Below are 24,402 nucleotides of genomic sequence, written 5' to 3' on the forward strand. Positions count from 1 at the left end.
GTGCGCCCCCGGGACTCCGCGCACCCCACGGCGGGTGCGCGGACCCGCGGCCCCGGACCCACGGCGAGGGTCCGGGGCCGCGGTGTGCCCGGCGCGGGGCCCGCTCCCACCCCCGTGGGGAAGGGGCCCCGCGGGCTCAGTGCGCCGAGGCGCGGACCGCACCCGGGCGGGCCGCACCCGGGCGGGCGGCGCCGGCGACGGCCGCCGGCAGGGCGGCACCGGCGACGGCGAACAAGGCGGCGAGGACCACCCAGCCGAGGGCGCCGTGGTCGACGACCGTCAGGCTGATCACCAGCGGGCCGATCACATGGGCCGCCGCCTGACCGCTCATGAAGACGCCCTGGTACTCGCCGTGGGCCCGCTGGTCCGCCAGGTCCAGGCTCAGCGTCCAGCCGCCGGCCGAGGTGAGCAGTTCGCCGAGGCTGTGCACCAGCGCGCCGCCGAGGACCGCCGCCACGGCCACCACCGCCGGTCCCGCCTGCGCCGCCGCGTAGAGCAGACAGCCGCCCGCCAGCAGCAGCGCGCCCCGCAGACAGGCCCGCGCGGCCGTCGGGACGTCCACGACACCCCGGCTCGCCCGGACCTGGAACCCCACCACCAGCAGGCAGTTGACCACGTCGACGGCGGCCACCACCGCCGGGGGCGCGTCCGTCGCGAGCACGATCCAGAGCGGTATCCCCACGGTGAGCACGGCGAGTTGGAGCTCCAGGACGGCGTGCAGGGCGGTGACGAGCAGGTAGCGACGATCACGAAGAGCGGCACCCCTGGGCTTCACCGCTCCATCGCCGTCGCCGTTCTGACTACTTGTCAGATTAGGAACGGGGAGCCCGGCCAGCAGCACCGTGGCACCGAGGAAGCTCACCGCGTCCAGGACCATCATCGTCACGTACCCGGCATAGCTGTCGGCCTGCAGCGCCAGCGCGGCACCGGCCGAGCCGACCACCAGCCCGGCGTTCATCACCGACCGCAGCAGCGCCCGCGAGTGGACCTGGCCCTCCGCCGGGAGCACCCCGGCGATCAGCGCGCTGCGCACCGCCGCCGCACCGCGCTCCAGCAGCGTCGCCACACAGGCGAGGGCGACGAAGGCGGCGAAGGAGTGTACGAAGGCGTACCCGAGGACGGCGAGCGCCTCCAGCGGCCCGATCGCGAGCAGCAGCCGCTTGCCGCCGACCCGGTCGGCGAGCCGCCCGACCGGCACCCCGGCGAACACCCCGCAGATGCCCGCCGCGGTGAGCCCGAGCGCGATCCGGCCCGGCGTCAGGCCCACGGAACGGGTCAGGAACAGCACGCTGACCGTCACGAACAGACCGTTCCCAATGTTGGTCACCAGGCTCATCAGGGCGAGCCGGCGCACCAGCGGGTCATGGCGGAGGAGGCGTCCGGTGGTGGGCGGACGCACGGTGGCGGAAGTCATGGCAGAAGGACACCGGGATTCCCGGACCGGCGGAATTCCTTTACCGTTGCGGTCAATGTTCGAGTTCCGCTTCGGCGTCGACGACCTCGCCGCCACCTGGTTCGCCTGCTCCCCGCTGCAGGAGACGGTGCTGAGTCTGCGCGCCCGCAGGTTCACGGCCTACTACCCGGAGCAGCAGCCGTGGATCGCCGGCTGGCAGTCCCGCTACGAGACCCTGGACACGGCCCTGCTGGGGTCGCTGGTCACGCCGAACGCCTTCGTCCCGGACTTCCTGACGCCGCGCCCGACCGCTCCCCGCCCCGACTTCGCCGCGGAGCTCTCCGGGATGGCCGCCGCCCCGCCGGAGGTGGTGCGCGCGGACGTCCTGGCGGCGTACAGGAGCGACGGGAGCGCGCCGCCGCCTGTGCTCGCCGGGCTGCTTGACGATCCGGCACGGTTGGTCGCCCGGGTCGCGGAGGCGCTGGAGGCCTACTGGAAGCGCTGCCTCGCGCCCGCCTGGTGGCCCAGGGCGCGCTCGGTGCTGGAGGCGGACATCGTGTACCGGGGCCGGATGCTCTCGGAGCGCGGTGCGGAAGGCCTGTTCGCGGACCTCGACTTCCGGCTCTCCTGGCGGGCCGGCGTGCTGACGATCGACGACGCCAACCCCGCGGTCCGGGCGCTGGGCACCTCGGTGGACCTCGCCGGGCGGGGGCTGGTGCTGATGCCGACGCTGTTCGGGCGCGGCGCGCAGACCGACATCACCCAGCTGGGACCGCCGCTGGTCAGCTACCCGGCGCGAGGGAAGGCCACCATGGCCGAGGGGCTGGGCGCCGGAGGGCCGGCGACGGCGCCGAACGGGCCGCTGGCCGCACTGATCGGGGTCCCCCGGGCCAGGCTGCTGGCGCTGGTGGAGACCCCGGCCAGCACCACGGAACTGGCGCACCGGCTCGGGGTCACCCCGGGTGCGGTCAGCCGCCACCTGGGCGCGCTCGCCGCGGCCGGGCTGTTGGAACGCAACCGCCACGGCCGCAGCGTGCTGTACGGGCGCAGCGCGCTGGGCGACGCGCTGGTGACGGGGCGCCCGCACCTCGGGGGCGGGGGCTGAGGGCTTTCAGCGAACAGATAACAGATAACAGATAATGAAATCTGTTCGCTGAAATCTGTTCGCTGTCACCTGTCACCTGTCACCTGTCACCTGTCAGCCGCCGACCCGTCAGGCCTCGCGCCCGATCGTCGCGAGGTAGGCGCGCCAGCCGCCGTGGTGGGTGATCTCGCGGTGGACGCCGCGCTCGACCTCGCCCCGGGCGAGCAGCATGGACAGGCACGCCGAGCCGTCTGCCAGCTCGATCACGCCGAGCTCCAGCTCGCGCGGCTCGCCGGGCAGGATGTCGTCCCGCAGCCGCTCCAGGCTGATGTCGTACAGCTCGCCCTCGATGGCGGTCTCGACGCCCGGGTCGGCCAGCAGCCCCGGGCAGACGTCCGTCCCGCCGCTGTGGTCGATGGAGAAGAAGCGGTAGCCGGGGGCGGTCCGGACCGGCCCGATCAGCGCGTCGGCGACCTTGGCGTGGAAGGGACCGCCGACCATCGCCTGGCCGTTGAAGAAGATCCGCGGCACGGGTGAACTCCTTACGGGAAAAAGGCCGTTCCGTACGGCGACGAGAGGACAGGTGGATTCGTCGCCGTACGGAACGGAGCAACGGGCCGCCGGAGTGCTACAGCCTGGCAGGCGCCGAGGCCGGCACCCGGCGGATAGGTTCGGTCTCAGCCCAGCAGGGGAAGCGCGGGGAGGGTCAGGAAGTCCGCGAACTCCTCGGCCAGGGCGACCTGTTCGAAGAGCTGGGCGGCCTCGCGCCAGCGGCCGGCGCGGTAGGCGTCCTCGCCCAGCTCGGCGAGGAGTTCGGCCAGTTCGGTGGCGACCAGGTTGCGGACGAGTTCGGCGGTGGCCTTCTCGCCGGTGTCGGAGAGCACGACCCCGTTGTGGATCCACTGCCAGATCTGGGAGCGGGAGATCTCGGCGGTGGCCGCGTCCTCCATCATGTTGAAGATGCCGACCGCTCCCAGCCCGCGCAGCCAGGCCTCGATGTAGCGGACGCCGACCTGGACGGCGTTGTGCAGGCCCGCGTGGGTGCAGCTGCCGCCGGCGCCGGCGATGTCGAGCAGCTGGGCGGGGGTGACCGGCTCGGACGGGCCGGGGTTGTCCTTCTGGTGGGGCCGTTCGCCGAGCACCGCGTCGAAGGAGGCACGGGCGACCGGCACCAGGTCCGGGTGGGCGACCCAGGAGCCGTCGAAGCCGTTGCCGGCCTCGCGGTCCTTGTCGGCCTTGACCTTCTCCAGCGCGGCCGCGTTGACCTCCGGGTCCTTGCGGCTGGGGATGAACGCGGCCATGCCGCCGATCGCGTGGGCGCCGCGCTTGTGGCAGGTCTGCACCAGCAGGCGGGTGTAGGCGGCCATGAACGGCGAGGCCATGGTCACGCTGTTGCGGTCGGGCAGGATGTAGTGCTCGCCGGCGTCGCGGAAGTTCTTGACGATCGAGAACAGGTAGTCCCAGCGCCCGGCGTTGAGGCCGGCCGCGTGGTCGCGCAGCTCGTAGAGGATCTCGTCCATCTCGAAGGCGGCGGTGATGGTCTCGATCAGGACGGTGGCGCGGACGGTGCCGTGCGGGATGCCGAGTTCGGCCTGGGCGTGGGTGAACACGTCGTTCCAGAGCCGGGCTTCCAGGTGGCTCTCGGTCTTGGGCAGGTAGAAGTACGGCCCGGAGTTGGGGTCCTCGGCGCCCCTGGCGAGCAGCCGGGCGGCGTTGTGGAAGAAGTAGAGGCCGAAGTCGACGAAGGCGCCGGCCACCGGGGTGCCGTCGACGAGCAGGTGGTTCTCGTCCAGGTGCCAGCCGCGCGGGCGGACGACGACGGTGGCGAGTTCGGCGGCGGGCTTGAGGACGTACGCCTTGCCGGCCGGGGTGGTGAAGTCGATCCGGCCCTCGTAGGCGTCGATCAGGTTGACCTGGCCGCTGACCACGTTCTCCCAGGTCGGGGAGGTGGCGTCCTCGAAGTCGGCGAGCCAGATCCGCGCGCCGGAGTTGAGGGCGTTGATGACCATCTTGCGGTCGGTCGGCCCGGTGATCTCGACCCGGCGGTCCTGGAGGGCGCGGGGCGCCTCGGCGACCTTCCAGTCGCCGGCCCGGACGTCGGCGGTCTCGGGGAGGAAGTCCAGCGTGCCGGTCGCCGCGATCTCGGCGCGGCGGGTCTTCCGCCTGGCCAGGAGTTCCTGCCGGCGGCCCTCGAAGGCGCGGTGGAGGCCGACGACGAAGGCGACCGCCTCCGGAGTGAGCACCTCCTCCGCCCGGGGGACGCGCGGACCGGCGACGGTGACGACCGGGGCGGCGGGAGAGGCGGTTGGGGGTACCCCCGGCCGGAGGCTGGGGGAGGGCCCCTGATCTGCAGCCATGAGCAGGACACTCCTAAGACGGTTGAGCCTGGCGAAGGGAGCTCCGGTGGGAGCCTCCTCGGGAACTTCCTCGATCGATACCCACCTGTCGGCGAGTTCGATTCTGTAAGGTGGAGACTAGTTTCCGCGATACAGAATTTCAACGGTTTGTTGATGAGGTCGCCGGGACTCTACTCCTCCCCGACAGCGAAGGGAACGCCGGTGGTTGCGACCCCCGACACAGCATCGACGACGGGCGCCGACCGCGCGAGCGGCGGCGTGCAGTCCGTCGAGCGCGCCTTCCAACTCCTGGAGGCGCTGGCCGACTCGGGCGGCGTGGCCACGCTCAGCGAGCTCTCCACCACCTCCGGCCTCCCGATGCCGACCATCCACCGACTGGTTCGTACCCTCGTCCAGCAGGGCTATGTCCGCCAGGACACCGCCCGCCGCTACACCCTCGGCCCCCGGCTGATCCGCCTCGGCGAGACGGCCGGCCGGCTGCTCGGCAGCTGGGCCCGCCCCTACCTGGCCGAACTCATGGAGGCCACCGGCGAGACCGCCAACCTGGCGGTGCTGGAGGGCGGCGAGGTGGTCTACGTCGGCCAGGTGCAGTCGCGCCGCTCGATGCGGATGTTCACCGAGGTCGGCCGGCGGGTGCAGCCGCACTGCACCGGCGTCGGCAAGGCCCTGCTCGCCCAGCTGCCCGAGGAGGAGGCCCGCGCCGTCCTCGGCCCCAACCCGCTGGCGGCGCACACCGAGTACACGGTCACCGACCCGCAGGAGCTGATGCGCCAGCTCGCCGAGGCGCGCGAACGCGGCTACGTCGTCGACGACCAGGAGCAGGAGATCGGCGTCCGCTGCATCGCGCTCGCCGTCCCGGGCGCGCCGACGCCCACCGCGCTCTCGGTCTCCGGGCCGGAGGCCCGCATCCGGGCCCTGGAGGAGCAGGCCGGGGCCGCCTCGCTGGTACCGGTGATGCAGCAGATCGCGACCCGGCTGGGGCAGGTCCTCGCCCCCTGACCCGGCACGCCCGGCACCCCATTCGGCACCCCGTCCGGCGCCCCGTTCGGACTCGCACCCCGACTCCCGTCAACCCCGCGCTCCGGCGGGAAGGACCGCGCGTCCTCCATTCGGGCGGACGGCGAGCGGGGCGGATCGGGTTACCCCTCGGTCGCGACGGCGGCTCGGCCACGCTGATCCCGGACGCGGCCCGCGACGGTGCGGGCCGCCGGAGCACGAGAGCAGGGTGACCGGGATGAAGCACCGGGATGTACGGGGCGTCGCACGGGGTGGAACGGAGTCGCGCGGCAGCGCGAGGAGCAAGGGGTTCGGCGGGGCCGGGCTGGTCGCGGCCGTGACGGCGGGCTGCGCGGTGGCGATGCTGGCCACCGGCCCGTCCTGGGCACTGCGCCGGCCGGAGCCCCGTCCGGCGGTGGACGTCGTCGCACCGGGCGCACCGGGAACGTCCGCCTCCCCCGAGGTGTCCACCTTGCCCGCCCTCGCGGCCGCGCCGTCCGACTCCGACCTGGAGGTGGTCCAGCTCGACCCGGACCCGGCACCGCCCGGCGGCCGCACGACCATCCACGCCTTCATCGCCAACCTGGGCCCGGACACCACCGCCTCCCCGGTCACGGTCGTGGTCACCCTGCCGGAGGGAGTGACGCCCGACCCTCCGTTCTTCCCCACCGACTGCGAGGTGTTCCAGAACGGCCACCGGGTGCGCTGTGTCTTCGGGCCCGGACTGAAGGAAGGCCGCAGCGCCACCGCACTCATCCCGGTGCGCCTCTCCGACGACATCGCGTTCGGCTCGCACGAGGGCTTCGTCGCGCTGCGCAGCCCGGACGACCGGAACGGGAACAACAACCGGCAGCCGTTCGACCTCAAGGTGGTCGAGACGGCCTAGGGTCCCTGAACCAGGTTCGCCCCACCGGGTGCCGGGCGCCGACGAGCGGCTGCCGGCCTCCGGCCCCGGTGGGGCGGTCCTACGGGTTAGCGATCACCGGTCACCGGTCACCGGTCACCCGCCGCCGGTCAGCGGTAGACGCGGACGTAGTCGGCGGCCATGGTGATCGGGGCGGTCCCCTGCGGCGCGGGGTGGTACTTCCCGGCGCACACCGAGAGGTTGAGGATCAGGTACGCCGACCAGTTGGAGCCGACGCCCTTGCCGTCCGAGTGGACCTTGACGCCGTTGACGTACCAGTCCACGGAGGTGGCGCCGTAGTAGGTGCCGATGGTCACCCACTGGTCCTTCGCGACGGCGCTCGCGTCGGTGTAGTACTTCGGGGTGCTGGGGTTGACGTGGTTGGTCAGCTCCAGCAGGTTCGGGTTGTCGGGGTGGTACTCGAAGGAGTCGATCTCCCCGTTGCCGTTCTTCCAGGTCCACAGGGCGGGCCAGGCTCCGGTGCCGGCCGGCAGCTTGACCCGGGTCTCGGCGTAGTCGCCGGTCTTGACCTGGAAGCCCTCGCTGGAGCCCTCGGTGGTCAGGAAGCCGGTGTTCCAGGCCTGCTTGCCGTTCTCCAGGGTGTTGGAGCCGGGCGCGGCGGTGAAGGTGGCGACCCCGTTGGCGACGCTGACGTTGTTCTTGTTCAGCCAGTCCAGCTTGTTGTCGTCCGGATTGTGGTTGCCGTAGTGGTACGAGCTGCTCTTGTCGCCGACCCAGCGCTGGCCCCAGGAGATCCCGCTGTTGAACTCGTCGGACCAGGTCAGCGACTTGCCGGCGACCGGGGAGGACGGCGCCGGGGTGGTCGGGGTCGCGGTGGCGCTCGGCGTCGGGGTGGGGCTCGGCGCCGGGGCCGGGGTGGCGGCGGTCGAGACCACCAGCTGCTGCGCGGGCAGGTTGTGCCAGGCGCCCGCCTGGTCCTGCCAGAAGCCGAACTGGGTGTACGTCCCGGCGGGCAGGGTGCGCGCACCGCTGGTGAAGTTCACCCCGCCCGGGCAGATCTGCAGGTTGGAGGCGTTACCGGGGAAGTCCAGGTTGGTGCCGCGCGCGTCGCGCACGCCGACGCCCACGGTCTTCGCGGTGAAGCAGGCCGAGGAGTGCAGGGCGAGCGAGGCCGTGGTGGCCTTGCCCGCGACCATGGTGGCCGGGGCGAGACGGTCCTGGGTGACGGTGGGCGCGGTGGCGGCCTGGGCACCGGTGACGGAGGGCACTCCGAGCAGTCCGGCGCCGCTGATGGCGAGCGCCCCGGTGGCGGCGAAGGCGGCGTTGCGGCCGCGGCGGGAGGAACGGGCGGCGTGGCGCGGCGCGTGGCTCCGGGCAGCAGGCATCGATATACGCATGTGGTGGCCTCTGCGACGCCTGCGAGGTTAGCTGTCGGGTTCGGGCTGCAGTTGCCCGGCCGCCTGTGGAGCGGCTTCACCCCTAGCCTCGACCCGTACGCGCGAGCGCACGGGGCCGGGCGCCGACCTTGGTTCCCCCGCCCCTGTCCGCTGTGGTGCTCGGTGACCCGTCGGCGAGTGGACAGGACTCGGCGTCCCGGCGACGGGGTCCGCGGAGGCGGACGGTCGTTGCAGGCTAGGCAGGCCGTACGTGAACGGACAACTTCCTCGGGCCGGTTGTCGTGCAGCTCACAGTGGTGTCGATCAACGACGCTGCGTGGTGGCCGAGTTGATCACCTCGCGCGGCCCAGTGGTGGCCGGGCTTCGGGCCGGCGCGGTGGCCCCGCTGCGGCCCGGCTGCGGTCGCGATCCGCACCGTGGCCGGGCCACACCGTGACAAAGATCTGACCGAATTCACCCGGTCGGATAAATTGGAGGCCTGACATCTTCCGCAGTGCACAAGAGCACCGAACCCCGAAACGAGGAGCCGCCCCACCATGACCGTGTCCCTGCCCGCCTTCGCCGGCCGCACCTACGTCTTCCGGGCCGACAACGGCGCGGCCTTCCGCAACACCTACTCGGCCGACGGCACGCGGCTGCGCTGGGAGGGCCTCGGCGAGTCCGCGGGCCAGTGGGAGGACGTGCGACTGCACGTCGCCGAGGTCGCGCCGGGGATCTACTTCGTCAGCTGGACGGAGCAGAGCGGGATCACCGTCAGTCATGTGATGGACCTCAACGCGCAGACGGTCCGGGCGTTCTGGACCTTCGAGGGCGAGGGCGGCCGGGTCGGGCAGCTGCACACCGGCACGCTGGAGCGGGTGGCCTGAACCGCCTGACGACCGAACCCCCGGGGCCGCGGGCTCCGGGGGTTCGGTCTGTTCGCTCTGTTCGGACGCTTCGGTCTGTTCGGACGGTCGGCGGCCGGGCGGTCCAGGTCAGACGGTCTGGTTCGGCACCTTGAGGTGCTGGGACATCCACTCCAGCGAGGACGGCAGCAGCGCGCTCCAGGTCTCGAAGTTGTGGCCGCCGTTCTCCAGCATGCTGTACGAGACCTTCATCGGGCTCTGCACCGCGTCGACGAAGGCCTCGGTCTCCCGCCGGTAGTCGCCGTCGCCCTTCTTGGTGCCGGCGAGCAGCACGGACACCTTCGGCGGCGGCAGGTTCTTCAGCCGCCACATCAGGTTGGCCTCGTCCCGGCGCTGCTTGCTGCCGCCGAACAGGTCACCCGTGGTCGGGTCGTCGGCGGCGTCGTAGTAGGCCGAGAGGGCGACGGCCGTCGGGAAGACGTCCGGGTGGCGCATGGCCAGCTTGAGCGCGCAGTAGCCGCCGGTCGAGTTGCCCATGAAGGCCCAGGCCTGCGGGTCGGACGAGACCCGGTAGCTGGCCTGGATCGCCGAGGGCACGTCCTTGGTGAAGTACGTGTCGGACTGCGCGCCGTTCGGGATGTCCTCGCACTCGGTGTCCTGCGGCAGCGCGGGCGAGGGACGCATCAGGACCATGACGGTCGGCTGCATCCGGCCCTCCTGCAGCAGCTTGAGCGCCGCGCCCGGGTAGTTGAAGCGGGTGATCAGGTTCTCGGCGATCCCCGGGAATCCGGTGCTGACGATCACGGCCGGGAACTGCTTCTGCGCGTACTCCGGCTGGAAGTACTGCGGGGGCAGGAAGACGTAGCCCTCGGTGGACAGCCGGCTGACCGCGCCGTCGATCCGGACCTTGCGGATCTCGCCGGACTGGCTGGGCTCACGGCCCATCGCACCGCCGCCCTTGACCGCGGCGTGGCCGATCGTCTCCACCACGAGCCGGCCGGCGGCGTCCGCCTTGTTGTGGATCACCACCGGGCCGGTCTGGCCGGTGCCCAGCAAGTCGTCCCAACTGCTGTAGAAGGCGAAGTAGTTGTTCGCCACCAGGCCGAGCGCCGCGAGCACCGTGAGCTGGGTGGCGAACAGCGCGCCGATCCGGCCGAGCACCGCCTGCCAGGACTTCTTGGCCAGCCTGGGCCACAGCCAGACCGTACCCCCCATCACCAGGAGGGCGATCACTACGGTCAGCGCCAACACCTTGTGGCTCGTCAGACCCATGTCCTACTTGCTCCCACGCCTCGAACTCCAGTCCCCTCCGCTGGGGACATCCGAGGAGGTCACCCCGGTTCCCCCGCCGGGACGCGAGGACCAACCCTAGCGCTACCTGGGAGAAGGCCCGCGAGTCTGGGAGTTCGCGAGGAACGGATGACAGCGGACGGATGACAGATGACAGCTGACAACTTTCGAAATCTGAAAGCTGAAATCTGAATTCTGTCAGCTGTCACCCGTCCGCTGTGACCCGTCCGCTGTCGGGTTGGCCCGGGCGACGACGGGGGAACGAACCGATGCGAGCCGGCGCAGCCCGGCGCGAACCGGTGCGGGCCCGACACAGGAGGCGACCGATGGGCGGCTGGACGGCGGAGATCAGGGCCCGGGTACGGGAGCCGCGGATCTGGTACGTGGCGACCACCGGGGTGGACGGCGCCCCGCACGTCACACCGATGTGGGTGGACCTGGCGGACGACCGGGTGTTCTTCAACACCACCATCGGCCGGGTCAAGGAGCGGAACCTCCGCCGCGACCCCCGCGTCTGCCTCTCCCACGCGGACCCGACCGACCCGTACGACCGCGTCCAGATCCACGGCCGGGCCGTCGAGTTCGTGACCGGCGAGACGGCCGACCGCCAGATGGACCGCCTCGCGCACAAGTACCTCGGCGTGGACCGCTACGAGTGGGGCATCCCGGGCGAGCGGCGGGTCACCGTGTTCGTCCAGCCCACCCGGATCCGCCGGGTCGTCGGCGTCGAGCCCCTGCCCGCCACCCACCGGGCCGACTGACCCCGCCTTCGCCCGCCGGCCCCTGGGCCCTCAGGACACCCGCCCCCAGAGCCGCAGCCCCGCCGTGAGCTCCCGCATGCAGCGCGCGCCCAGGTCCTGCGGGGAGCCCGGGCCGGTGGCGGGGGCGTCGGAGGTGGCCCACTGCTCCAGGGCCACCCGGATCGCCGCGGTGGCCGCGGCGGCGGCCAGCCGGATCTCCAGCGGGTCGGTGCCCTGTGGGCAGCGTTCGGCGAGGACGACCCGCAGCCGTTCCTCCGAGTCGGCGTGGACCCGCTGCCAGGTTCCCTCCAGCCGCGGGTCGCGCAGCAGGCTGCGGGTCCACCGCATCATCTCCGCGCCCGCCTCGTCGGGCGGCGTCAGCGACGCGACCGCCGCGCGCTCCAGCGCCTCGCGCAGCGGCAGGTCGTCCGGGCTGTCGGCGAGCTGGTCGACCCACTGCCGTCCGCCGGCCGCGAGCAGCGGGGCGACGGCGTCCTCCTTGACGGAGAAGTACCGGTAGAAGGTGCGCAGCGAGATGCCCGCGGCGAGCGCGATCTCTTCGGCGGTGGTCGATTCCGCCCCCTGCTCGGCGAAGAGCGCGGCGGCGGTGCGGGCGATCTCCAGCCGGGTGGCGTCACGGCGGCGCTGGTTCAGGGTCGGGCGTCCGGTCACGGGGTCAGCCTACGCGGGCGAATGCCACTGTGGCACTCCACGCCGAGTTGGCACGACAAGACTTTTTGGCACGTCGTGCCAAGTAGGCGTACCGTGCCGCCAGAGGTCGAGAGACCACGAACGGAACGGAGTACCACCATGGAGCGCTTCAGCGGACGGAACGTCCTGATCACCGGCGGCGGCTCGGGCATCGGCCAGGCGACCGCGCACCGGATCCTCGCCGAGGGCGGGAACGTCGTCGCCGTCGACGTCAACGAGGACGGTCTGAAGAAGACCCTGGACCGCGCGACCACCGACGGCACCGCGGACCGCCTGGCCATCCGGGTCCTGGACATCTCCGACGAGGTCGCCGTCGTCGCGGGCGTCGCCGAGGCGGTCGCCGCCCTGGGCGGCCTGGACGTCCTGGTCAACGCGGCCGGAATCCTCCGCGCCTCGCACACCCACGAGACCAGCCTGGAGTTCTGGAACACGCTCCTCGCGGTGAACCTCACCGGCACCTTCCTGATGACCCGCGAGGCGCTCCCCGCGCTGCTCGCCGCCGGCAAGGGCGTGGTGGTCAACTTCAGCTCCACCTCCGCGAGCTTCGCCCACCCCTACATGGCCGCGTACGCCGCGACCAAGGGCGGCATCCAGTCCTTCACCCACGCCATCGCCTCGGAGTACTCGAAGCAGGGCCTGCGCGCGGTCTGCGTCGCCCCGGGCAGCATCGACAGCGGCATGACCAACAACCCCGGCCTGCCCGCCGACACCGACTTCAGCCTGCTCGCCAAGCTCGCCCCCGCCCTCGGCCAGGGCTTCGCGGGCCCGGAGACGGTGGCCGGCGTGATCGCCATGCTCGCCTCCGACGACGGCGCCTTCGTGACCGGTACCGAGCTCCGCATCGACGGCGGCACGCACATGTGACCCAGCCCGCCCACGCGGTCCCGAACGGCGGGGGCCCGTGCCGTCCCCCGTACGGCGCGGGCCCCGCGCGGCGTCAGCGGAGGGGCTTGGACAGGCGGATCTCCCGGCCGCCCGCGTCCGCGACGGCCTCCGTACCCTCGCCCGCGTCCGCTTCGGTGGGCGTGAGCGGGGTGAAGCCGTGGCGGCGGTAGAGGACGAGGGCGGCGGTGTTCCCGGGGAGGACGCCGAGGTGGAGGGTGGTGCCGCCGCCGGCACGGGCCCAGCGCTCGACCTCCTCGATCAGCCGGTCGGCGACGCCCCGGCCGCGCGCCCGCGGGGCGACCCACAGCGAGCGCAGCTCCCGTACGCCCTCGGGCGACCCGAGGACCCCGCCGACGAGGCCGACCGGGGTGGCGGGGGTGGCGGGCGCTGTGCCTGGGACGTCGTCCAGGAAGGCGGCGACGTGGTGGGCGCCCGGGAGGTGGAGCCGGGCCCGCCAGCGTTCCTCGCCGCCGTCGTGCCACTCGGCGAGGCCGTACGTGAAGGCGTACGGCGCGTCGGTCAGAGCCGCGAGGCGGAGGTCGCGCCAGAGCGGCCAGTCGGCGGTCGTGAGGGTTCGGAGTGTCACCATGGCCGATCACCGTAGACCGGACCGCGTCGGGTGATCGTCAGCCCGTTCGGGCCCGGGCGTGACGGCCCCTCGGGAGCGTGCCGCCGCGGGCGTCGCGCCGGTCGGCGAGGGTGTTGCCCGCCGCGGCGACGGCGGCCCCGGCCAGGAGGAAGGCCACCGTCATCAGGAAGCAGGCCCCGGCCACCCGGCGGTAGCCGCCGTGCAGCCGCGGGTCGAGGAACGGGTACGGGTACCAGTCGACGGCGTGGCCGCGCAGCAGGACGTACGCCAGGTACAGCAGCGGAAGCCCCAGCCAGCCGAGCACGACCGCCGGGCGTACCCGCCGCACCGGCGGGTCGACCAGCCAGTCGGCGAGCACCAGGAGCGGCACCACCCGGTGCAGCACGTCACCCACCCACGGGATCACCAGGTGCTCCGGGTACGTCGCCAGCAGCGTGCCGAAGGCCAGCCCGGTGATCGCCAGGTAGAGCACCACCGCCCCGCGCACCTCGTCCGGCACCGGGCGGCGGTCGGCCAGGCCCGCCCAGCCGCCGTAGCCCAGGACGGCGAGGCCGGCCAGGTTGCTCAGGTTGGTGAAGGAGCCGAAGAAGTTCAGCACCCCGGTGGGGTCGTTCGCCGCGCGGTAGCCGGAGAAGCAGAGGGCGACGGCGGCGAGGGCCGCGACGGCGAGCCGGGCGGGCGCGAGCCACGCGTGGACCGGTGGTGCGGGCATCGTCGGATCCGCCTCTCTGCGAGCGCCCCTCCCCCGGTCGTCCGGTCATCCGGTCCGTACGGTCGATCATCCGGTTGTCCGGCCGTACGGTCGTCCGGCGGGAGGGCTACTCGGATTCAAACCCGGGCGGGCGGAGTCGGCCACAGGAGCCGGCCCGAGCCTCGCGGCGGCTTCGGCGGGGCGCGCCCCCGGGCAGCGGCCGGGTCGGGCTCACGGGGTGCGCCAGTCGGCGGCGAAGGCCGTGGCCGGGTTGGTGGTGAGGAGCAGTTCGGTCAGCTCCGGGCCGAAGGTGCGGGCCAGTCGCGGGGCGAGGTCGGTGAGCAGGCGGACCGGGCCGCCCGCCTGCCGGGCGGTGCGGGTGGTGGTGTCGGCGCCGAGGAGCAGCCGGTCGGCGTGGCCCGCCTCGACCAGGTCGGCGATGACGTCGAAGGCCTGGAGGTCGGCGGGGTGGCCCGCCCGGGAGGGGCTGTCCAGCGCGAGGTGGACGCCCTCGGCGGCGAGGCCGCGGTACACGGCGCGGTCCGGGAAGCGGGTGAGGTGTCCGAGGATGATCCGGTCGGGCCGGACGCCGTGCCGGCCGCTCAGCCGGACCAGGACCTCGTGCGGATCGCCCTCCGGTTCGAGGTGGACGGCGATCGGCGCTCCGGTGGCGTGGTGCGCCTCGGCGGCCGCGGCCATCGTGCGGTGGGTGTGCGGGGTGGTGCGCCCCGGGTCGTCCGCGACCTTGATCAACCCTGCGCGGACGCCCTCGGCCGCACCCGGCAGTCCGGTGGTGATGTCGGCGACGAAGCGCTCGGCGAGGTCCTCGGAGGCGGACGTGTCGGGGACGTCGGGGCTGTTGACGGCGGGGTCGGCGCCCGGCGTGTAGTGGACCGCCTGGTGCGCCCCCGTGGCGGCGACGATGTGGACGCCGGTCGTCCGGGAGAGCGCGGCGAGGGTGTCGGCGCCCCGGCCCATGCCCCTCGGAGTCCACTGGACGAAGGAGCGGCCACCGGCGGCCGCGAAGGCCCGCAGGACCTCCTCGGCGGCGGCCGGGTCGTCCAGTTCCTGGCCGGCGAGCAGCGGGCTGCGGATGAAGAGGTGGTCGTGGGAGTCGGTGACGCCGAGGTCGGCGGGCGCGAGGTCGCCGAGGACGGTCCGGACGGTGCGGCTCATGCCTGCTCCTTCGGGGCTTCGGTGGGCGCGGTGGCTGTGGTGGCTGAGCCGGCGCCGGCGCCGGCCGTGGCGGCTTCGGCGTAGGTGGCGGTCGCGACGCGCAGGCCGGCCAGGGCCTTGGGGAGGCCGACGTACGGGGCGAGGTGGACCATGACCTCGGTGATCTCCTCCGGTGTCAGGCCGATCCGCAGGCTGTAGCGGACGTGGTCGGCGAGCTGGGGCTCCACGCCGCCGAGCGCGGTGAGTGCGGCGAGGTTGGCCACCTGGCGGTCGCGCAGGGCGAGTCCGGGCCGCTGGTAGGTGCCGCCGAAGAGGCTGGTGACGATCCAGTCGGGGAACCCGGGGGCGAGGGCGTCCAGGCCGCCGAGGGCGGTGGCGGAGGCCGGGCCGGCGAGTTCGGCGAGCAGGGCGTAGCCGGCTTCGCGGTCCGACGGCGCCGGGGCGAGGTCGGCCGGGATCGGTGTGGTGGGAGTCATCGGGACAGCGGGTCCTTTCACCAGTGGCGGCCGGCCGGCAGCCGGTCGAGTTCGGGGCGGGAGAGGTGCAGCACCTGGTAGCGGGCGCCGGGCACGTCCTCCGGGGCGGGGCCGTGCCAGAGGGCGAGGGTGAGCAGTTCCCAGCGGCTCGGGTCCACGGCGACGGCGGCGGTGTGCAGGGCCGGGTGCGCGGGGAGTTCGGCGAGCGCCCGCTCGACGGCCTCGGCCGGGTCGACGCCCTCCGGCAGCCGTACGGTGTCGCGGGTCGCGGTGGTCGGGGCGGCTTCGGCGGTCCCGGCGGTTCCGGCCCTGGTCTCGGCCGCCTCCGCCGCGCTGCCGCGGGCCAGGCCGGCGCCGAGCCAGTGGTGGACGGCGGGGCGGCCGAAGTCGGCGCTCAGGCCCCGGAAGCCCGGGCCCCAGAGGAAGCTGTTCATGCCCTCGGCGGTGCGCCAGAGGTAGAACGGCGCGTACTGGTTGACCGGCGACCCCTGGTGGCCGCGCTCACGGACCAGGTACGCCTTGAGGCCGAGGCCGGGGTGGGCGTCGAGCAGATGGCCCTTGTCGGCGACCCGCTTGCGGATGATGCCCATGTCGTAGTCGGCGGGGAGGGTGATCTCGTACTGCATGGCGTGCACGGCGGGACTCCTCGGGTCGGTGCGGCAGACCGTTCGTCGGGCGCGGTGCCGGGGTCGTCAGGTCGTCAGGTCGTCAGGTCGTCAGGTCGTCAGGTCGACATGACCTCGGGCCTCACGGCGCGGCGTCAGCCCCTTCGGTGGGCCGCGAGCAGGCCGAGGGCGCCGCGGACGGCCCGGTCGAAGGGCTCGGCGCTGTCCGCGGCCCGGGCCAGCACGTAGCCGCCCTGGACGACGGCGACCACGGCGGCGGCGGTGTCCGCCGGATCCAGGCCGGGAGCGAACTCACCGTCCGCCTGCCCCTCGGCGACCAGGTCGGCGATCCGGCCGCGCAGCCAGTCGAAGGTCTCCTCGACGGGGGCACGCAGCTGCGGGTCGGCGACGACGTCCGGGTCCTGGGCCATCCGGCCGATCCGGCAGCCGCGCAGGACGTCGCGGTCGCGGCGCAGGTACGCGGCGATGCGCTCGTACGCGGTGCCGGGAACGCCGAGGTCGGCCTCGGCGATGCCCCGCAGCTGCTCGGCACTGCGGCGCAGGGCGGCGGCCGCGAGGTCGGGCTTGCCGGTGAAGTGGTGGTACATGCTGCCCTGGCCGACGCCGGAGCGCTGCTGGATGGCCTTCGGGCTGGTGCCGACGTAGCCGCGCTCCCAGAGGAGGTCCTGGGTGCTCTCGATGAGACGGTCCTGAGTGCTCATGTGGATCACTGTACATACCAGTAGGTACAGAAGGCTAGTGGTATCGCGGCTCCGGTTTCCGACCCGGACCACCCCGAGCCGGGACCGCCCGAGCCGGTCCGAGCCGGCCCAGGACGGTCCGAGACGGCCCGGCTGTCGGCGGCCGGGCGAAGACGGAGGGCCGTGCGCCGCCCCCCGGCGGCCACGGCCCCTCGACCGTTCGTCATCCCCCGCACCGCCGACCGGCATTCCGGTGCGACCGGTGGCGCGCGTCACGTCACCCACGGTGGCCGGCGTCACGCCGAGTAGGGGGGTGCACGGCGCACTGCGCGGGCGGACGGCGGAGCGCCGACTACGGGAGTTCGCACCGGATCACGGGGGCCACCTCGGCCGCGAACAGCTCGAGTTGCTCGCGCTGCGCTCCCTCCGTAAGCGCGTCCACCCCGATGCCGACCACCTCGTTGCCGAAGGCCTCGTGGTAGCGGTGGATCTTCTCGACCACCTGCTGCGGACTGCCGACCAGCGCCGATCCGTGCTCCAGCGCATCCTCCAGCGAGCCGAACGGCGAGTTGTTGTGACGGCCGGCGGCCGAGGCGAACAGCGCGTTCCAGTACGGGCGGTAGCCCTCGACGGCGTCCTGCGAGCGCTTCGCGACGTACAGCCCGCCGAAGCCCGCGCCCACCCGGGCCGACTTCGGGTCGTGCCCGTAGTGCGCCCAGCGCTCGCGGTAGTGCTCGACCAGCGAGCGGTACTTCTCCAACGGGTGGAAGGAGTTGGCGGAGAAGAGCGGGTCGCCGTGGCGGGCGGCGAGGTCGGTGGACCGGGTACTGGTGGCACTGCCGTGCCAGACCGGGATCGGATCCTGGAGCGGGCGCGGGGAGACGGCGGCCTCGTCGAGCGGCGGGCGGGTCGACCCCCGCCAGGTCACCTTCTCCTCGCGCCAGAGCCGGCGCAGCAGTTCGTAGTTCTTGGCGAGCGCCTCCCACTGGCGCTCCTCGGGCAGGCCGAACAGGCCGAAGTGGCGCGGGTCGTTGCCCTTGCCGATGATCAACTCAAGTCGGCCACCCGATAGTTGGTCGAGCATCCCGTAGTCCTCAGCGACCCGGACCGGATCGAGGACGCTGAGCACCGTCACCGTGGTGAACAGCCGGATGGTGGAGGTGCGGGCGGCGATGGCGCTCAGCAGCACGGGCGGCGCCGGGGAGAGGAAGGGTTCGCCGTGCCGCTCCCCCACGCCGTAGCCGTCGTAGCCGAGTTGCTCGGCGAGGACCGCCTGGTCGATGACGCTCTGCAGCTTCTGCCGTGGGGTGCGCAGGACTCCGGTGACCGGGTCGGGGGTGTTGGCGACGAGGGACGAGACGGTGAACCGCACGGCGGTCTCCTTGGAAGGCTCGGAGGGGGCTCGGGGTCGACTGAGCCGGGGCCGACCGGGCTCGGGGCCGGATGGGCTCAGGGCCGGATGGGCTCGGGCTCAGGTTCGGACGTCGGTGGGCCGCCGGAAGCGCAGGGGTGCGGTGCGACGGCCCGGGGCTGCGCTCGCGCGGCCGGCACCGGCGGAGTCACTGACGGACCGGGGCGCCGGAACGCCCGGGCGCGATGTCAGCGCGCGGTGCCGCGGTGGCGGCGACAACAACAGCGGGGCGAGGTGGGCGCGGAGGGAACGGCGGCGACGGCGGGAACCGCGGATACGGCCAGCACTGCCCTCACGCCTCCCCCTCACCTCGTGCGCACACGGTCCTCCGCGAGGATAAGCACCGGTCAGAAGCGGGGCAAGGCCTTGCCCGGACGCGTCCGGCTGGCAAGATGTCCGGCATGAGCTACCTCGCCGCGGATGACCGCTATGCCTCCATGACCTACCGGAAGGCCGGGCGCAGTGGCGTCCAGCTGCCCGCCGTCTCGCTCGGGCTCTGGCACAACTTCGGTGACGCCCAGCCGCTGGAGGTGCAGCGGGCCGTGCTCCGCCGGGCCTTCGACCGGGGCGTCACCCACTTCGACCTGGCGAACAACTACGGCCCGCCGTACGGCAGTGCCGAGCGCAACTTCGGCTACCTGTTCGCCCAGGACTTCCGGCCGTACCGGGACGAGCTGTTCATCGCGACCAAGGCCGGCTACGACATGTGGCCCGGCCCGTACGGCAACGGTGGCAGCCGCAAGTACCTGCTGGCCAGCCTCGACCAGTCGCTGGACCGGATGGGGCTGGACTACGTCGACGTCTTCTACTCGCACCGCTACGACCCGGACACCCCCATCGAGGAGACGATGGGGGCCCTGGACAGCGCGGTGCGCTCGGGCAGGGCGCTGTACGCCGCGATCTCCAACTACCCGGCGGAGCAGCACCGGGAGGCGGTGGCGATCCTGCGGGAGCTGGGCACGCCGGTGCTGATGAACCAGTCGGCGTACTCGATCCTCAACCGGTCCGTCGAGGACGGCGGCGTGCTGGACGCGGTGGGCGACACCCGGACCAGCCTGATCGCCTACTCGCCGCTGGCGCAGGGGCTGCTGACGGACCGCTACCTCTCCGGCGAGGTACCGACGGGCTCGCGGATGTCGGTCGGGAAGTTCCTGACCGAGGAGACGCTGACCGAAAGGAAGCTGGAGCAGCTGCGGGCGCTGAACAAGATCGCCGAGGGGCGCGGGCAGACGCTGGCGCAGCTGGCGCTGAGCTGGGTGCTGCGGGACCCGCGCGTCGTGTCGGTGATCATCGGCGCCAGCAGCGTGCGGCAGCTGGACCAGAACCTCGACGCGCTGGCCGGAGGACCGCTGACGGCGGAGGAGCTGGCGGAGATCGACCGGCTGAGCCGCTGAGCTTGCTCGTGGACGGGTGACAGCCGACGGGTGACAGATGACAGCTGACAGATTCTGAAATCTGAACTCTGTCATCTGTCGGCTGTTATCTGTCGGCTGAACGCTGTCCGTCGTCGGCGGTCCGGCACCGCGTCCACCGCGCCGTCCCGCAGCACGGCCAGTTCGGCCGACCGCCGCCCGGACGGCCGGGACGTCGACGAGTTCGGCGTCGTCGAGGGTGAGCCCGGCGAGCCCGAGGACGCCGCGGACGCCGCGGAGGCCGCGGAGGCCGCGGAGGCCGCGGAGGCCGCGGAGGCCACCCAGGGTCATGGCTCGCCGGAAATCTGTGCCTATTCCATGATGTGGGAATGGATAGCGATCCCGGTCACGGTGGGCACTGGGCAACGGGTGAACCGGCGGGCATGGAGATGCCGGTCGGCGACAACACCCGCGGGGAGGCAGACGCTGGCAGGACGTCACAGCGCCACCCCTTCCTACGAGTTGGGGGATCGCGCAGCCGACGAAGGCGAGGTCACGGGCTGTCGGGGCAAGAATGTGCCACGTTATGGGATCAGTTGATCATCAACGCCATTCCATCGCAACGTCATCGACACATTCCCGAAGCACTGGCTGCCCTACGCTGAGACTCCCTCCGGCGGACCGGCCGGGGTCCCGAACAGAAACCCGAGGTGTCATGGCCGAGGCCGCCACCGCCGTCCAGAGCCCGCCGGCCGGTGCGCAGGCCGTCCAGCGCGCGCTCGGGCTGCTGCACTGCTTCCACGACAACGGCCCCGACCTGAGCGCCTCCGACCTGGCCCGCCGCATGGGCCTCTCGGTCTCCACCGCACACCGGCTGGCCCGCACGCTGGTCAGCGCCGGATTCCTGGAGCAAGACGAGCAGACCGTCCGCTACCGGCTCGGCCCGGCCGTCGCCGAACTCGGCCAACTCAGCTTCCACCAGCGCGGACTGCACCTGGCCGCGCCCGAGCTGGAGGTGCTCTCCCGGCGCACCAAGGCGACGGCGGACCTCGCTATCCGCAGCGGCCCGCACGCGGTGATCCTGGTCGGCGGCTCCGTCCGCCCGGACACCGGGCTGAGCCTGCGCCGCCCGTTGCACTCGACGGCGCTCGGCAAGGTCCTGCTGGCCTGGCCCCGCCCGGGCGAGGCGGCGACATCCACGCTCGGCCCGCTGCGCTCCTTCACCGACCGTACGATCACCGAACCGGCGCTCCTGGAGGAGGAGTTGGCCAGGGTACGGGCCGCCGGGTACGCGTTGAACGACGGCGAGTCGGCCGCCGGGGTGCGGACGGTGGCCGTCCCCGTCCTGGACGTCGCCGGGCAGGCCCGCTTCGCGCTCGCGGTCCGTTCGACCCCCGCGCACCTCACCGACGACCGGGTGGACTGGTTCCTTGGATACGCCCGCGGTTGCGCCGACGCCCTCGCCGTCCTCCTCCTGCCGCCGGGCCAGCGCGCCTGACAATTCTCTGACGGCTCGTCAAAATGACTGCAGCGTCGGCCCGTCCACACCAGTCGGAGGTGCGGACGGGCTGCCGCTGTGGTCAGCGGTCGTCTACCAGGGATCAGGGATCAGACCGCGGCCGGGGTGTACTTGTAGCCGACCCGGCGGACCGTCACGATCGTGTCGCGGTAGGTCGGGCCGAGCTTGCGGCGCAGCCGGGCCACGTGCACGTCGACGGTCCGGCCGTCCCCGACGTGGCCGTAGCCCCAGACCGCGGAGACCAGGTGGTCCCGGGTGTGCACCCGCTGCGGGTGCTCGGTGAGGTGGGCCAGCAGCTCGAACTCCAGGTAGGTGAGGTCGAGCAGCCGCCCGTCGACGTAGGCGTTGCGCCGCTCGCTGTCGACGCTGATGCCTCGCCCGCCCGGTCGCACCGGGCGGGCACCCGCCGGGGCCGGCGCACCGGGGACGCCGGAGGTGCCGAGCACGACGGGAGAGCCGAAGGCCCCCGGCGCAGCGGCGGAGCCGGCCGGGACAGCCTGGACGGCCGAGAGGGCCGACACCGGCGCACCCGACAGCCCGGGGCCCGCCGCCGGGTTCTCCGCCGGCACCAGCACCAGGTACCCGACCATCGGGCTCCCGCTCGCACCGCCGAACTGCGCACCGTACTGGGCGAGCAGACCCTGGGGCAGCAGGCCCTGCGGCAGGGCGGCGACGACGGTCGCGCCCTCCGGCAGCGCGGCGAGCAGTGCCTGGGGCGCCGGCGGCAGGGCCGCGCCCGGCTGCGGACCGGCGTGCGGCGGGGCGACCGCCGGGCGGGCCGGGCCGGCGTGCGGCGGACGGGCGGCCGCACCGGGCCACCGGTCGGCCACCGAGGGCGGCGGGACGGCCGGCCCCGCGCCCCTGACCTGCCCGGGCGCACCAGGAGCGGCGGAGCTCCCGGACAGGCCGGACGGAAGGGGAGGAAGCGACGGGCCGGACGGGCCGGAAGCGGGAGGGACGGACGGAACCGAGCGGACCGCGCGCAGGTGCGGGGTCGCGGTGGGCAGGGGCAGGGTGGCCGTGGAGGAAGAAGACATGGTGTGCCGCTCATTTCGCGCGTGACGGACGGGGTGGAGTCGTCTGCGCGTCGACCGGGCGTACTGCCGGGGCTGGACCGGATCGAACCGGGTCAGCGGGCGGAGGGCCGGGACGCGCTGGGCGAACCCGGACACGTCTGATCGAACAGGTGCGGCTGCCGGGACGGCCAGAACGGTTCGAGGTCGGGACGACCCCGCCGGCTGTCCGCGGCGCGGACCGCGCGCCCGTTCCACCGCCCGGCCCGTCCACCGCCCGCACGTGTCATGGGGGCCGCAACGGTCGTTCGAGTACGGCCGACGACGGCGGGGGAAGGTCTGGGGCAGACGATGTTCACTGGTGGTCTCTCCGCTGGGCGGGTCCGGTTGGTCGGCCGCGGCTCGCCGGGACGGCGGTCCGCTACGGCCTGGTCGACGGGATCAGCGGTGCGTCGGGCGGTGGCCGGTGGGCCGGGAGCGCCGGGGACGTACCGGGACGGGGCAGGCCGGTCAGCGACAACACGCGCTGCAGATCAGCGCGTGGTCGATGTAGCGGCGGACGGTGAGCACCGGTACGGCAGCACCCGAGATGGCGGAGCCGGGTACGAGGGACCCGGGCGCGGCGGTGCCGATGAGTCGTCGGCCGACGGTCATCCTGCTGCCCTCCCCCTCGCTCTGCGCGCGGCGACGCACCGCTGCGGGTGCGTGCCGACGGTTCCTCGCCGGATCGTCGAAGGCCGTCCGCCGGTCGGCACCGCCCGTGTGAACGAGGCGTTGCCGGGGCTCCCGACGGCATGGCCGGGCGGCCTTCGTCCACAGAGCCTTCCACGGCCGGGGCGGTCTAGGCAACCTTCCGCGTCCCGACCGTCCGGGATACGGACACCCGAATGAGACGTCGGCCGGGACGGGACGCCGGCGGCGGCGCCGCCCGAGGCTCCCTCAGACCCCGCCGGGAGCACGGCCCGAGGCCTCCACCAGGGACGGAGCGGACCGGGAGGGCTCCCCGGCAGGCCCTGGCGGGCGCCCGGCGAGGAGCCCTCCCGGGCGCCCGTCAGGTGCGGACGGGAGTGCGCTGGCGCCGCGCCGCGGCGTGCTCGACCAGCGCGACGAGCAGGTCCTTCCCGTCCTCCCGCAGTCGCGCGTCGCAGAGCAGCACCGGGACGCCCGGGTCGAGGTCGAGCGCGTCCCGCACCTCGTCCGGCGAGAACCGGTCGGTGCCCTCGAAGCAGTTCACCGCGACCACGAACGGGATGCCGCGCTGCTCGAAGAAGTCGACCGACGGGAAGCAGTCGGCCAGCCGCCGGGTGTCGGCGAGGACCAGGGCGCCGAGCGCGCCGCGCGCCAACTCGTCCCAGACGAACCAGAACCGGTCCTGCCCGGGGGTGCCGAAGAGGTAGAGCGCGAGGCCGGGCCGCAGGTCGATCCGGCCGAAGTCCATCGCCACCGTGGTGGTGCGCTTGGTCTCGACGCCCGAGGTGTCGTCCAGCGGGCGGCCCAGCTCGCTGAGCTCCTCCTCGGTGCGCAGCGGGCGGATCTCGCTGACCGAGCCGACCAGGGTGGTCTTGCCCGCGCCGAAGCCGCCCGCGACCAGGATCTTCACCGCGGCGGCCGGACCGCCACGCCACCGCGGGTCGTTCGGACTGCCGCCGGCCGGGCGGGGGTGGTGGTCAGAGCGCACGGAGTCCATTGATCACGTCTCGCAACAGGCGCTCGTCCGGCAGCTCGGCGAGCGGAACGGGTCGGGTGACGCTGATCAGGTCGGCGTCGTAGAGGTCGCCGAGCAGCACCCGCACCACGCTGACCGGCAGGTCGGTGAAGGAGCCGAGTTCGGCGACGGAGAGCGGTTCGCGGCGGCACAGGGCGAGCAGTGTCTGGTGTTCCGGGTCGAGGACGTGCGCGGGCACGGCCCCCGCGGCCGGCCCGGGCTCGACGGCGACGACCAGCGAGATCAGGTCGAACAGCCCCTCCTCGACCGGCCGGGTGCGGCCGCGGGTCATCGAGTAGAGCCGCACCACCGGGCCGGCCTCGTCGTCGAACCAGCGGTCGTCGGCCGGGGTACGGGCCTGGAACAGGTCCACCTCGGGTCCGTCCGGGTCCGCCGGGGCCGGCAGGTCAGTGTCCGCCGGGTCCGCCATGCCCGCCGGGTCGGTGTCCGCCGGGATTCCCACATCCTGAGACGCGGCCGCGCCGGATGACGCGCTCGCGTCCGCCGCCGGGCCCGCCGCCTCCGACGCCCCCGCGCCGACCGGCCCGTCGGTGCCCACCGGCACCTCCGGGCCGTCCGGCGCGTCCGTCTTCGGATCCGC

Annotated in this window: 25 protein-coding genes and 1 riboswitch; of the genes, 8 read left to right on the top strand and 17 right to left on the bottom strand. The window is 73.3% G+C overall.

What is annotated here, in order from left to right; translation table 11 throughout:
- Positions 1-136: 136 nt before the first annotated feature.
- Positions 137-1,414, bottom strand: a complete 1,278-nt coding sequence (locus tag ACYP53_RS37120; RefSeq protein ID WP_459650636.1) for an MFS transporter — start codon at positions 1,412-1,414, stop codon at positions 137-139.
- A gap of 55 nt (positions 1,415-1,469) precedes the next feature.
- Between ACYP53_RS37120 and ACYP53_RS37125 the strand changes: the two genes are divergently transcribed.
- Positions 1,470-2,498, top strand: a complete 1,029-nt coding sequence (locus ACYP53_RS37125) for a winged helix-turn-helix domain-containing protein (protein WP_459650637.1) — start codon at positions 1,470-1,472, stop codon at positions 2,496-2,498.
- Positions 2,499-2,606: 108 nt separating this feature from the next.
- Here ACYP53_RS37125 and ACYP53_RS37130 read toward each other — a convergent pair whose 3' ends face one another.
- Together ACYP53_RS37130 and aceB are read right to left on the bottom strand one after the other, a co-directional pair.
- Complete coding sequence (locus tag ACYP53_RS37130) at positions 2,607-3,008, bottom strand: allophanate hydrolase-related protein (RefSeq protein ID WP_189913744.1); 402 nt, start codon at positions 3,006-3,008, stop codon at positions 2,607-2,609.
- A 146-nt stretch (positions 3,009-3,154) separates the two neighbouring features.
- Positions 3,155-4,834, bottom strand: coding sequence for a malate synthase A (gene aceB, locus ACYP53_RS37135; protein WP_459650638.1), 1,680 nt, complete (start codon positions 4,832-4,834; stop codon positions 3,155-3,157).
- Between the two features lie 153 nt (positions 4,835-4,987).
- Between aceB and ACYP53_RS37140 the strand changes: the two genes are divergently transcribed.
- Together ACYP53_RS37140 and ACYP53_RS37145 are read left to right on the top strand one after the other, a co-directional pair.
- Positions 4,988-5,833: an IclR family transcriptional regulator gene (locus tag ACYP53_RS37140; protein WP_189913746.1), complete on the top strand. Its 846-nt coding sequence runs from the start codon at positions 4,988-4,990 to the stop codon at positions 5,831-5,833.
- Between the two features lie 235 nt (positions 5,834-6,068).
- Entirely contained in the window at positions 6,069-6,716 is a 648-nt protein-coding gene (locus tag ACYP53_RS37145) for a hypothetical protein (RefSeq protein WP_459650639.1), read from the top strand.
- 128 nt (positions 6,717-6,844) lie between these two features.
- On the opposite strand, the gene ACYP53_RS37150 is transcribed toward ACYP53_RS37145, so the two are convergent.
- Positions 6,845-8,080 (bottom strand): glycoside hydrolase family 16 protein, encoded by a 1,236-nt coding sequence (locus tag ACYP53_RS37150; protein ID WP_459650640.1) that lies wholly within the window; start codon positions 8,078-8,080, stop codon positions 6,845-6,847.
- Positions 8,081-8,100: 20 nt separating this feature from the next.
- A riboswitch (cyclic di-AMP (ydaO/yuaA leader) is annotated at positions 8,101-8,257 on the bottom strand.
- A 371-nt stretch (positions 8,258-8,628) separates the two neighbouring features.
- Here ACYP53_RS37150 and ACYP53_RS37155 point away from each other — a divergent pair.
- Entirely contained in the window at positions 8,629-8,958 is a 330-nt protein-coding gene (locus ACYP53_RS37155; protein WP_189913748.1) for a phenolic acid decarboxylase, read from the top strand.
- A 108-nt stretch (positions 8,959-9,066) separates the two neighbouring features.
- Here the strand turns inward: ACYP53_RS37155 and ACYP53_RS37160 are convergent, their stop codons facing one another.
- Positions 9,067-10,209, bottom strand: a complete 1,143-nt coding sequence (locus ACYP53_RS37160) for an alpha/beta hydrolase (protein ID WP_189913749.1) — start codon at positions 10,207-10,209, stop codon at positions 9,067-9,069.
- Between the two features lie 344 nt (positions 10,210-10,553).
- Here ACYP53_RS37160 and ACYP53_RS37165 point away from each other — a divergent pair, with 344 nt between their 5' ends.
- Positions 10,554-10,988, top strand: a complete 435-nt coding sequence (locus ACYP53_RS37165) for a PPOX class F420-dependent oxidoreductase (protein ID WP_459650641.1) — start codon at positions 10,554-10,556, stop codon at positions 10,986-10,988.
- Positions 10,989-11,018: 30 nt separating this feature from the next.
- On the opposite strand, the gene ACYP53_RS37170 is transcribed toward ACYP53_RS37165, so the two are convergent.
- Positions 11,019-11,639: a TetR family transcriptional regulator gene (locus ACYP53_RS37170; protein ID WP_459650642.1), complete on the bottom strand. Its 621-nt coding sequence runs from the start codon at positions 11,637-11,639 to the stop codon at positions 11,019-11,021.
- Between the two features lie 138 nt (positions 11,640-11,777).
- On the opposite strand from ACYP53_RS37170, the gene ACYP53_RS37175 reads away from it, so the two are divergent.
- Complete coding sequence (locus ACYP53_RS37175; protein WP_459650643.1) at positions 11,778-12,542, top strand: SDR family NAD(P)-dependent oxidoreductase; 765 nt, start codon at positions 11,778-11,780, stop codon at positions 12,540-12,542.
- 73 nt (positions 12,543-12,615) lie between these two features.
- Here the strand turns inward: ACYP53_RS37175 and ACYP53_RS37180 are convergent, their stop codons facing one another.
- From ACYP53_RS37180 to ACYP53_RS37210, 7 genes are all read right to left on the bottom strand, one after another.
- Positions 12,616-13,152, bottom strand: coding sequence for a GNAT family N-acetyltransferase (locus tag ACYP53_RS37180; protein WP_459650644.1), 537 nt, complete (start codon positions 13,150-13,152; stop codon positions 12,616-12,618).
- 37 nt (positions 13,153-13,189) lie between these two features.
- On the bottom strand, positions 13,190-13,864 hold the full coding sequence (locus ACYP53_RS37185) for a Pr6Pr family membrane protein (protein WP_459650645.1): 675 nt from the start codon (positions 13,862-13,864) through the stop codon (positions 13,190-13,192).
- Between the two features lie 210 nt (positions 13,865-14,074).
- Entirely contained in the window at positions 14,075-15,019 is a 945-nt protein-coding gene (locus tag ACYP53_RS37190; RefSeq protein WP_459650646.1) for a phosphotriesterase family protein, read from the bottom strand.
- Complete coding sequence (locus ACYP53_RS37195; protein WP_459650647.1) at positions 15,016-15,495, bottom strand: carboxymuconolactone decarboxylase family protein; 480 nt, start codon at positions 15,493-15,495, stop codon at positions 15,016-15,018. Before ACYP53_RS37195 ends, ACYP53_RS37190 begins: the two co-directional genes overlap by 4 nt.
- A gap of 17 nt (positions 15,496-15,512) precedes the next feature.
- Complete coding sequence (locus ACYP53_RS37200) at positions 15,513-16,130, bottom strand: DUF4865 family protein (protein ID WP_459650648.1); 618 nt, start codon at positions 16,128-16,130, stop codon at positions 15,513-15,515.
- 125 nt (positions 16,131-16,255) lie between these two features.
- Complete coding sequence (locus tag ACYP53_RS37205; RefSeq protein WP_459650649.1) at positions 16,256-16,822, bottom strand: TetR/AcrR family transcriptional regulator; 567 nt, start codon at positions 16,820-16,822, stop codon at positions 16,256-16,258.
- Positions 16,823-17,153: 331 nt separating this feature from the next.
- Complete coding sequence (locus tag ACYP53_RS37210; RefSeq protein ID WP_459650650.1) at positions 17,154-18,173, bottom strand: LLM class flavin-dependent oxidoreductase; 1,020 nt, start codon at positions 18,171-18,173, stop codon at positions 17,154-17,156.
- Positions 18,174-18,613: 440 nt separating this feature from the next.
- Between ACYP53_RS37210 and ACYP53_RS37215 the strand changes: the two genes are divergently transcribed.
- Both ACYP53_RS37215 and ACYP53_RS37220 read left to right on the top strand, forming a co-directional pair.
- The gene (locus ACYP53_RS37215) at positions 18,614-19,606 is read left to right on the top strand and encodes an aldo/keto reductase (RefSeq protein ID WP_459650651.1); all 993 of its coding nucleotides are present in this window, start codon (positions 18,614-18,616) and stop codon (positions 19,604-19,606) included.
- A 673-nt stretch (positions 19,607-20,279) separates the two neighbouring features.
- Complete coding sequence (locus ACYP53_RS37220) at positions 20,280-21,062, top strand: IclR family transcriptional regulator (RefSeq protein WP_459650652.1); 783 nt, start codon at positions 20,280-20,282, stop codon at positions 21,060-21,062.
- A gap of 110 nt (positions 21,063-21,172) precedes the next feature.
- Here the strand turns inward: ACYP53_RS37220 and ACYP53_RS37225 are convergent, their stop codons facing one another.
- The 4 genes from ACYP53_RS37225 to ACYP53_RS37240 all read right to left on the bottom strand — a co-directional run bounded on the left by ACYP53_RS37225 (position 21,173) and on the right by ACYP53_RS37240 (position 24,231).
- A complete protein-coding gene (locus tag ACYP53_RS37225) occupies positions 21,173-21,913 on the bottom strand; it encodes a winged helix-turn-helix domain-containing protein (protein ID WP_459650966.1) in 741 nt (246 codons plus the stop codon).
- 693 nt (positions 21,914-22,606) lie between these two features.
- Positions 22,607-22,750 (bottom strand): hypothetical protein, encoded by a 144-nt coding sequence (locus ACYP53_RS37230; RefSeq protein ID WP_189913763.1) that lies wholly within the window; start codon positions 22,748-22,750, stop codon positions 22,607-22,609.
- Between the two features lie 397 nt (positions 22,751-23,147).
- Entirely contained in the window at positions 23,148-23,696 is a 549-nt protein-coding gene (locus ACYP53_RS37235; protein WP_229928350.1) for a GTP-binding protein, read from the bottom strand.
- Positions 23,697-23,763: 67 nt separating this feature from the next.
- Positions 23,764-24,231, bottom strand: a complete 468-nt coding sequence (locus tag ACYP53_RS37240; RefSeq protein ID WP_459650967.1) for a DUF742 domain-containing protein — start codon at positions 24,229-24,231, stop codon at positions 23,764-23,766.
- Between the last annotated feature and the right edge of the window lie 171 nt (positions 24,232-24,402).

This window comes from Kitasatospora sp. Ki12, assembly GCF_054601375.1.